The sequence below is a fragment of the Ferrimonas pelagia genome, from assembly GCF_039543565.1.
Lineage (GTDB): Bacteria > Pseudomonadota > Gammaproteobacteria > Enterobacterales > Shewanellaceae > Ferrimonas > Ferrimonas pelagia.
Map to the genome: position 1 here is coordinate 24,181 of NZ_BAABJZ010000105.1, position 9,564 is coordinate 33,744.

The window sequence follows — 9,564 nt, forward strand, 5'->3', positions numbered from 1 at the left end:
GGGCCTGTTATGGAAAAGGATCGGCAAGTGTACGCCTCCAACGCCGCGCCCGCCAGCCGAACTCGCGCAAGTAAGAGATCCGCCCGTGGAAAGCGGGGAAAGCCCCAATGAACAAGGGTCAGATCATGAACTAGAGTTTTTACTCTGACTTCACTTCAAAAGCCGATTAGATTGACGCCCTAAACCATCAAATCACCCGCCAAGGCCCCCTTCATGAACCCCATTGTCTTGTGGCGCCAGCTGTTTATGCCGCGCCAGCACGCCCTCGCCATCAACGAATACCGTTTGCTGGAAAATTTCATGGCATTTTCTCTGCTGGCGTTCGCCACCGGAACCTACAGTCTGCTTAAGTGGGCCAATGCCGATCACAGCGAATTGATCGTATCCTCACTGATGATGATGGGCGGCCAGGTGGCCGGATGCTTGGTGGCGCGCCAAGGTGGCTCGCTGCTGCTGATGCGCATGCTGGGATTTGGCGGCATGCTCTGGCACGCCAGTGCCATGGTCTACTTTGATGGCGGGATCATCGCTTCCACCCAAAAGCTATGGTTGGTCTTGGCGGTGATCGGGATCTTTGTGGTGAGCACGGCCCGACAGGCCTCAGCGTATGCCATTACCGTGCTGGCCATCGCCATCGCCTTCGTCTGGGCCGAAGCCGCCAACTACGCTTTCCCGTCCCATGACTTGACGACGCAGCGCCAACAGTTAGAGGCCTTTAGTGGCCTGCTGCTGCCGCTGGCGATCATTGTGTTTGCGCAAGGCTACACAGCGGTACGCCGAGAAGCCATGCTCGAGCAAACCCAGCAGGCGCAAGAGGCCAGCGCCGTCAGCGCCATGCAGGCCAAAGAGGGCGAGCAAGCGATGCAACAGATCGTCGCGCAAGCCAGCAACAACGTCGAGCAACTGTCACGGATGGCCGAGCAACTGGCGCAGCAGGCCAAAGAGCTGCAGCAGCAAGTGGGGACACTGGGCGATGCCTGCGGCCAGCAAAGTCAGGCCGCTAACCAGCTGTCAGAAGAGGTGACCCATATCCAGGCGGGGATCCAGCATTCCGACCAGTTCGTGGTCGAGCTCAAACAGCGCAGCGCCGCCATCAACCAACAGGCGCAAAACAGCTCAGCCAGCTTGCAGGCCACCACCGATGCGATCACCCGTATCGCCGACAGCAATACCCAGATCCACTCTGTGGCCACCCTCATCACCTCTGTCGCCGATCAAACCAATCTGCTGGCGCTCAATGCCGCCATCGAAGCGGCGCGGGCCGGCGAGCACGGCCGCGGCTTTGCCGTGGTGGCCGAGCAGGTACGCGAGCTGTCGCGCAAGTCCAATGAAGCGGCGGTAGAGATCCGCCAGCTGTTGGATAACAGCCACAAAGCGATGGAGCATGGCCAAAGCGTTATCCGCTCCTCGACCAAAGAGCTGCATGGGATCATTCGCGAGGTGGGCAACACCCAGCAAGAGGTCAATGAGCTGGCCGGGGTGATCGGCGAGCAAGTGGGCGCGATCAAGACCATGGAGCGGGCCAGTCAAAGCATGGCCAGTGGCGTCCAAGACACCCAGCAAGTGGCCCAGGCCGTCGCCACCCAAGGGGAGCAGCTCAACACCCAAGTCGCGACGCTGGAGCAGCTTGCTTCATCGCTGAGCAGCGTGATCCACCATCAGGCGCAGCGTTAAATGCCCTCCGAGTCGATAGACAAACGTCTTTCGACTCAGCCCCGCCCCGTGTCAGCCGTCTCTTCATGACCAACAAAAACGCCCGCCCACTGTCAGTGCAGTGGGCGGGCGCGTCCGACAGGCTCGGCTTAGTTCCCGGCGACCTTCATCGACTCCAGCAAGATAGGACCGGCAGCGATGGAGTGACGCGGATCCAGATCCGAGCCCATCGCCACCATATCGCGATACATGGTCTTGAGGTTACCGGCGATGGTGATCTCGTGCACCGGGAACTGGATCTCACCGTTCTCCACCCAGAATCCAGCGGCGCCTCGAGAGTAATCGCCGGTCACGCCGTTGACCCCTTGGCCCATCAACTCGGTCACATACAAACCGGTACCTAGCTGCTTCAGCATGGCCGCCAGATCGCCGCCATTGCGGCTCACATTCCAGTTGTAGATCCCACCCGCATGGCCGGTGTTGGCCATCCCCAGGCGTCGCGCCGAATAGGCGGTCAGCAGGTAGCTTTCCAGGGTGCCGGCACGAATGATATCGCGATCCCGCGTTGCCACGCCCTCACTGTCAAAGGCCGACGACGCCAAGCCGCCTCTCAGGTGCGGCCGCTCTTCGATATTCAGCCACTGTGGAAACAGCTGGGTACCTAGGCTGTCCTTGAGGAAACTGGCGTTGCGGTACAAGCTGGCGCCGCTGATCGCACTGATCAAATGGCCGATCAACCCAACCGACTGGGCCGCATTGAACAGCACCGGCACGTTGCAGGTGTCGATCTTGCGGGCGCCCAGGCGCGAAGCGGTCTCTAAGCCCGCCTGATGACCGATCGCCTCCGGCGAAGGCAGATCCTCAAAGCGACGCGCCACGCCGTAATCGTAATCGCGCTCCATGCCGTTAGCGTCTTCGCCGATCATCACCGCCGACAAGCTGTGACGGGACGAGGCATAACTGCCGATAAAGCCATGGGTGTTGCCATACACCTTAAGGCTCTCGTGACTGTTAAAGTTACCACCATCGGAGTTGTTGATCCGCGGATCCGCCGCCAGACCAGCCCGCTCTGCTCGCGCCGCGAGCGCCACCGCCTGCTGCGGATCGATATCATGAGGGTGGTACAAGTCCAACTCCAGCGCTGACGTCGGCATCAGTGCCGCCTCTGCCAGGCCATTGTGCTCATCCGCCGTGGTCTGGCTGGCAATGGTGGCAGCGGCCTTGACCGTGGCAGCGATCGCATCCGCAGACAGATCGGAGGTCGAGGCATTGCCTTTGCGGCCATCCCGATAAACACAGATCCCCAGCGCGCCGTCCTTGTTAAACTCCACGGTTTCCACTTCGCCCATCCGGGTCGAAACGGACAAGCCCTGCTGCTTCTGCACCGCCACTTCCGCACTGTCCAGCCCCAGCTGGCCGGCCACGTCCAAGGCGCGGGATACCGCCTGCTCCAATTCTTCGCGCTGCTGCGCCAAACGCTCACTCATCGATGGGATAGCTCTATGATTTAGGTCGAAGCCACAGGATAGCAAAGTCACTGGTACGGTGGCAGCTCAAACCGACGCCACGGGGCGATATCCATCAGAATTCTGGTCGAGCCCCGCTCAAGCCTGTTAGAATAGTGGGTTCGGCGGCATCAGCCCGCCGCTCGGTGTTCGTTTTAATGGTGGAGAGCCTGCATGGCCAAGTACGACGACTTTGATGACGATTTCATCAGCAAAACCCAGCTGAAGCGCGAAGCCGAAGCGCCACAAAAGCTCGGCCTGGAGCTGCTCAAGCTCAATAAAAATGAGCTGGCGAAGATCCCCATGGATGAAGACCTAGCGGACGCCTTGGCGTTGGCCCAACGGCTGCAAGGCAAGAAAGAGGCCTACCGCCGTCAGGTTCAGTTTGTCGGTAAACTGATGCGGACTCGGGATACCGAGCCGATGCAGCAAGCGCTGGATCTGATCACCAACAAGCACAATCAGGCCAATGCCCGCTTCCATCGAATGGAGCAGCTGCGCGATCAGCTGATCAGCGGTGGCAACGACGCTCTGCAAGCCGCGCTAGCCGAGCACCCTGCGCTGGCCGGTGAAGTTCAGCGTTTGCGCCAACTGATCCGCCAGGCCATGAAAGAGCAAAGCCAGGAAAAGCCGCCCAAGGCCGCCCGCGAGCTGTTCAAGCTGTTGCGCTATACCCTCGACGACTGAGCCAGCCTCAGCGAAAAAAAGCGAGCCAGTGGCTCGCTTTTTTATTGGGCTCCCGCCGATACCAATCAGACTCGGGCCGATGCCAGCTTGCGCTGCCACAACGCCAGCGCGATCGCGCCCCAGCCCAAGGTCAGTAACCACAAGATCCGCTGCAGATCCGCCAACGCCGAGAGCGGTGCCGCCATCTGATTGAGTTGGATCATCGCCTGCATCATCGGCTGAGAAGGGATCAACCCCCACAACGCCAGCCAGGGTGCCGGCAGACTCTCAACCGGCCAGACAAAGCCCGCAGTGAACAACAGGGGCATCGACACCAACACCATCATCTGGCTTAGGCTATCGCGGTGCCGGAACAGCAAGCCCAAACTGACAGCCAAGAAGAAACTTGCCAAGAAGAAGGGCAGCAGCAGGCGCCACAGCGCCGGCAACGCCGCCAACAGCGTCACCTGGTACATGGCCAGGGCGGGCCCCAAATACCAGCACGCGGCCAGCAGGAAGGGGGGCAGCAACAGGCTGGCCTGCACTGCCAAGATCTGCCAACTGCGACAGCGCTGCCAACGACCGGACTGCCGATGCTGGCGCACCGTAGCAATGCCGACACAGATGATCATCACCTGATGCAAGATCAATACAAACAGGCCCGGCAACACATAATCCAGATACCCCATCTTCAGGTTACTGGCGGGCACCATATTGATCTGCAAGCCCGGATAACGATCGCCATAGGCCGCCGCGGTATGACCATGCTGCAATTGACGCTGCAGCCGGATCTCACCGCTCAGCGCCGAGCTGGCCTGCACCACCTGCTCGGCAATGGTGCCGTAGGACAGGAAATAATGCGCATCCGCGGACACCACCACCGTCGCAGGCACGCCACGGCGGATCTGCTGCTCGAATTGGGGCGGGATCAACACCAGGCCCTTGCTATCGCCAGCCCGTACCTGACGCTGGGCTTCAGCAATGCTCTGCTCCGTCGCGCTAAAGCGGATCCCCGGGCTGGCCTGAAGCGCCCGCACCAACTGCCGACTGGTCGCACTGTTGTCTTGATCCAACAGCAACACAGGTTGAGCACCCGCGACCTGATGCAGGTAGGGCAAGGGGTACAGAAACACATACAAGATCAGACCGGCGAAGAAGGTCAACAACACCGGGCGATCAGACAACAGCGCCCTTGCCTGCTCGTGCCATAGCGCACGCCAATCGCTCATACCGCCTCCCGCTGGAATCGCCAGATCAATAAGCCCATCACCGGCAACGGCAACAGCATAGGCCAAAGACTCAGCCAATCCGCCGTCCCGATCCCACTGTAACTCTGCAACAGCGGCATATAGTGGCTACTGGGGATCCACTGGGCCCACCACTGGGCCGCCCAAGGCATGTCCCCCTCCGGCATCGTCACGCCCATATAGGTCATCGCCGGGGTCAAAAACGCCGCGCCGGTACTCACCAGCTGCACCGCTTCCTTGCCGGTCCGCACCAGCAGCATCGCCACCGTTGCCAGCGGCACCATCAAAGGCAGCAGCCCCAGCCATGGCAACATCAATCCCGCTCCGGACGGCAGCCCCAACAGCGGACGCATCAGCCAAAGCCCGGCCCCACCCCAGAGCCACATCCACAGCATCACCGGCACCAACCACCTCATCGGCGCATGCCCTGGCGGCGGTCGTTGCAGCAGATTGAGCAGCGCAAACAGCACCAACACCTGCCACACCGACAGCGCCAGCGGTGGTACCAAAAACGCCGCATAATCCAAGCTCTGGTTATTCTCGGCCGTCAGCTGCACCCTAATGGGCGCCAGCTGCGCCGCTTGCGCCGGCAGCGGCACCCCTTGCGCGGTCAAAGACAGAGCCGCTTGCTGTTGCAGCTCCGAGCCCAATGCCTGCTGTAACGGCGCCGACAAGCGCCGCGCCAGCAGCAGATATTGGCCGTTATAGCGCACATCGATCGTCGCCCCCTGCTGCCGCCGCAGCGCGGCGCCAAACCCTGCCGGGATCTGCACCAAGGCGTAGATCTCGCCGGTGGCCAAGGCCGTCTGCGCCGCCTTTTCATCAGCAAAGCTGTGCAGCGTGATCACCGGACTGGCCTCGAGCTGCCGCCCCAATTGGCGCGACAAGGGGATCTGCTCCTGATCGATCCAGCCCACCGGCAGCGCCACCGGCAAACGGGCCGCAAACACGCTATACAGCGCCGCCACCAACACAGCCGGCGCCAGCAGCAGGATAAACGCCTGCCAAGGATCGCGACGAAGCCAACGCCACATCGTTACGGCGCCTTATACAAGGCGGTCATCCCGGCACGCAGGCCGTCGATCGGCGTCACCGGTCGCAGCTCGACCTCAAAGGTCCGCAGATCGTAATCTTGACCGCTCTCGGTGGCGCGCCAAGTGGCAAACTCACCCTGCACCGCCCGATAGCTGATCTCAAACGGATAGGACGCCTGCAGCGCCGGCAGATACAGCTCAACCTGCGTGCCCTCGACAAACTGACTGAGCCTGTCCTCGCGCACCTGAAACAGCGCCCAGGCATCCTCCATGTCGATCAGGCTCATCACCGGGAATCCCTGTGGCACCAGCTCGCCCTGATGCAAGGCGACCTGATTGATCTCGCCTCTACGCGGCGCGCGGATCTGCATATCGTTCAGCACCGCCTGCACTTCCGCCAGTTGCGCCTGCGCCGCATCGGCCTGGCCTTGAGCAGCCTGCCGGGTCTCGCTGCGGGCCCCCTCTTCGGTCATGCGATACAGCGCTTCGGCCGCGCTGGCCTGATGTCGGGCCGCCTGCCACTGGGTGTCGGCTTCATCGCGTTTTTGCCGTGGGATCACGCCTTCATCAAACAACACCTGTACGCGCTGATAGGTCGCCTCGGCCAAGGCCGCAGCGGCTTTGGCGCGCTGCCAGTCCTCAAAGGCCGCCTGGATCTGCTGTTTGCGTGCACCGCTGTCCGCCTCTTGGCGCATCGCATCCGCAGCGTTGGCCCCGGCCTGAGCCTGACGAAAACGGGCTTCCAACTCCGGACTGTCCAGACGATACAGTTCATCACCGGCCTCCACTTGGGAGCCACGGCGCACCTTCAACTCCACCAAGCGACCCGCCGCCTTGGAGGAGATCTGATATTGGCGCGCCTCGATCTGCCCCTGCAGCCACACCGGCTCCGGCTCATAGGCGGCTTTCATCGCATACATACTGGCGCCAAGCAGGATCAAGATCCCCAGTAACAGCAACAAGGTTCTGGTTTTCATTGTTCGATCTCCTGCCATAACGAGCCGCTTCGCTCGATAAATTGCGTCATCTGTCCGGCCAGGGTCATCACCTGAGCCGACGCAGTTAGATAATGATATTGCGCCTGGGCCTGACCCAATTGGGCCGCCAGCAGGCTTTGATCCGCGTCCACCAGCTCGACGGAGGTCGCCAGTCCCTGCTGGAACGCCAGTTGACGCAGTCGACGGTTTTCCGATGCCAACGCGATACTGGAGGCGTAGGTCTCATACTCAAACGCCGCCTGCTCCATCGCCTGATACTGAGAATCGAGCAATAAGCGCAGATCCTGCTCGGTCTGGGCGCGACGGTGGCGCACCTCCAGCTCGGCGCTGCGCGCCGCCTGCAAACGACCGGAACGGCCATCATTGGTCACGATCGGCATGGTAAAGCGCACGCCGACAAACCACTCCGGCTCGAGCTCAGACAACACGCTGCTGTCCTCCGCCAGGGTGTAGCTGCCAAACAGCCCCAGCTCCGGCTTGTAACGCCCCTTTTCCGCCGCGATCGCCCCTTTGGCCTGACGTTGCTTGGCATCGAACAAGCGCAGCGCCGGGTGGGCACTGAGCATGTCACGACGCAATGGCGCGATCTCCGGCAGCGCCAGCGTCGTCGCACGATAAGCCCGCGGTTGGCTGTCATTGAGCTGCAGTAGGCTGTCGAGGGCCTGCTGCGCCAACTGAACCTGGCGCTGCGCCGACGCATACCCCAGCCGGGCTTGATCAAATGCCACCTGGGCATTGAGTCGCTCCACCTCGGCGATCTGACCCTGCTCCGCCAGCAGATCCGCATGGCGCTGATGGGTGCGACGTGCCGAGACCTGCGCCTCACGCAACTCGGCATTGCGCTGCGCCAGCAACACGCCGTAGTAACGCTGCACCAACAGATTGAAGCGCTCCCGCCGCTGGATCTCCACCTGCTGACGCTGGGCATCCAATTCGGCGTCTTTCACTGCCTGCGCCGCCTGGATCCGGCCTCCGGCGTAGATCGGCCACGAGCCGCGCAGTGAAGTGCGATAGATCTCGCGCTCGGTCAGATCCAAGCTGGGGACGCTGATCGGTAAGCCCGGCACCAAACCATTCACATCCAGCCCCAAGGGCTTCTCCATATTGAGGTAGGTTGCCCCCAGCGACAGGCTCGGCCCGCCGAGCGCACCAGCCGCCCGACGCTCAGCTAAAGCCCGGGCTTCAACCTGGCGCTCCGCCGCCAGCAATGCACTGGAATCATCCACTTGCTGCCAGGCTTGAGCCAGGCTGATCGACTCCGCGCTCACCGGCCCGATCAGACCCATGGAAAGCAGCATGGCCAGTAGCCGCCGCCGATAACCGTGTTGCTTCATCCGCTTCTCTCATTTTCAGTCCGACCGCAAGGATCGGAGCACAGCGATAGAGTATATACTCTAATATACTAACAGGTGTTTCCGTTACTAAAAAGTGTGGCAGAGAAAATAGGAAGTTACAGAGAGGAGAAAAGATCCCACTGCGCTTCACAAAGCGCCATAGCGCCCTTGCCAACCATTGCCCGATCCTTACACTGACCATCATTCAACCGATTAGGGATCGTCCCACCATGCATCACACACTGAGACTGGCCGTCCTCGGCCTTTCCCTAAGCCTACTTGGCGGCTGCGCCACCATGAGCGAACAGGAATGCCGCACCGCCAACTGGCAGTTGATCGGCTTAGAAGATGGCGTTAATGGCCAGCCTTTGACGCGACTCGGCGATCGTCACAACGCCTGCAGTAAGCATGGGGTGATCCCAGATCAATCCGCCTATCAACTGGGCTTTGATGAAGGCGTACGCCGTTATTGCACCCCGGCCAATGGCTATGAACAAGGCCTGAAAGGCAATACCTACCATCAGGTTTGTCCGGCCGATCTGCATGACGCCTTTGCCGAGCAATACCGACAGGGCAAGCGACGCTATGAGGTGCAGCGCGATCTGGCCCGCTTCAACGACCAGATCGAGAGCCAACAAAGCGACATTCATCGACTGGAGCGCGAGATCGCGCAAAAAGAAGCCGAGCTGGAGCGCCCACTGCTGCCGGAATTGCGCCGCGCCCAATTACGCACCGAGATCAAACAACACAAAGCGTCGATCCAACAACGTGAGAGCGAGCAACGTAAGACCAAGCGCCTCAAGACACTCAAGCAGGTCGAACTCGCCGCGCTGGTGATCCCCCGTTTCTGATCGGTCGCAACACACGGCCGGGCATGGCACAGGCTCAGATCATGTCAGACCCCAACCACCAAGCGGACGCCCGAACCAATTAAAAGGGCTGTGTCTTAAGTAATTGTTGAAGCTGTAAGATGAAGTTCGAGGTCTACGCCGCATTTAAGCCGCCTAGTGCAGCGCCGAGCGTTGGTGTGTGGAGGCAGACCGGGAGCTGAACGGAGCCCTTTTTGAAAGCGGCTGGCCGCTTTTGTCGTTGAAAAAGGGCGACTTTCAGCGTGTCTGCTGGAGCGC

8 protein-coding genes are annotated in these 9,564 nt (G+C 61.0%); 3 read left to right on the forward strand and 5 right to left on the reverse strand.

Annotation, left to right across the window (positions count from 1 at the left end; translation table 11 throughout):
• The first annotated feature begins 213 nt into the window (after positions 1-213).
• Complete coding sequence (locus ABEA08_RS20280; protein ID WP_345337251.1) at positions 214-1,674, forward strand: methyl-accepting chemotaxis protein; 1,461 nt, start codon at positions 214-216, stop codon at positions 1,672-1,674.
• A 128-nt stretch (positions 1,675-1,802) separates the two neighbouring features.
• On the opposite strand, the gene pmbA is transcribed toward ABEA08_RS20280, so the two are convergent.
• The gene (gene pmbA, locus ABEA08_RS20285; RefSeq protein WP_345337252.1) at positions 1,803-3,140 is read right to left on the reverse strand and encodes a metalloprotease PmbA; all 1,338 of its coding nucleotides are present in this window, start codon (positions 3,138-3,140) and stop codon (positions 1,803-1,805) included.
• Between the two features lie 192 nt (positions 3,141-3,332).
• Here pmbA and yjgA point away from each other — a divergent pair, with 192 nt between their 5' ends.
• Entirely contained in the window at positions 3,333-3,845 is a 513-nt protein-coding gene (gene yjgA, locus ABEA08_RS20290; protein WP_345337253.1) for a ribosome biogenesis factor YjgA, read from the forward strand.
• Between the two features lie 65 nt (positions 3,846-3,910).
• On the opposite strand, the gene ABEA08_RS20295 is transcribed toward yjgA, so the two are convergent.
• From ABEA08_RS20295 to ABEA08_RS20310, 4 genes are read right to left on the reverse strand one after another with little or no spacing between them, the layout of a single operon-like run.
• Entirely contained in the window at positions 3,911-5,053 is a 1,143-nt protein-coding gene (locus ABEA08_RS20295) for an ABC transporter permease (protein ID WP_345337254.1), read from the reverse strand.
• Positions 5,050-6,105 (reverse strand): ABC transporter permease, encoded by a 1,056-nt coding sequence (locus ABEA08_RS20300; RefSeq protein ID WP_345337255.1) that lies wholly within the window; start codon positions 6,103-6,105, stop codon positions 5,050-5,052. The genes ABEA08_RS20295 and ABEA08_RS20300 overlap by 4 nt, the downstream gene beginning before the upstream one ends.
• 2 nt (positions 6,106-6,107) lie before the next feature.
• On the reverse strand, positions 6,108-7,082 hold the full coding sequence (locus tag ABEA08_RS20305) for an HlyD family secretion protein (RefSeq protein WP_345337256.1): 975 nt from the start codon (positions 7,080-7,082) through the stop codon (positions 6,108-6,110).
• Positions 7,079-8,437 carry a TolC family protein gene (locus ABEA08_RS20310; protein WP_345337257.1) on the reverse strand — a complete coding sequence of 453 codons (1,359 nt, stop codon included), beginning with the start codon at positions 8,435-8,437 and terminating at the stop codon, positions 7,079-7,081. Before ABEA08_RS20310 ends, ABEA08_RS20305 begins: the two co-directional genes overlap by 4 nt.
• 230 nt (positions 8,438-8,667) lie before the next feature.
• On the opposite strand from ABEA08_RS20310, the gene ABEA08_RS20315 reads away from it, so the two are divergent.
• On the forward strand, positions 8,668-9,288 hold the full coding sequence (locus ABEA08_RS20315; RefSeq protein ID WP_345337258.1) for a DUF2799 domain-containing protein: 621 nt from the start codon (positions 8,668-8,670) through the stop codon (positions 9,286-9,288).
• Positions 9,289-9,564: the final 276 nt, after the last annotated feature.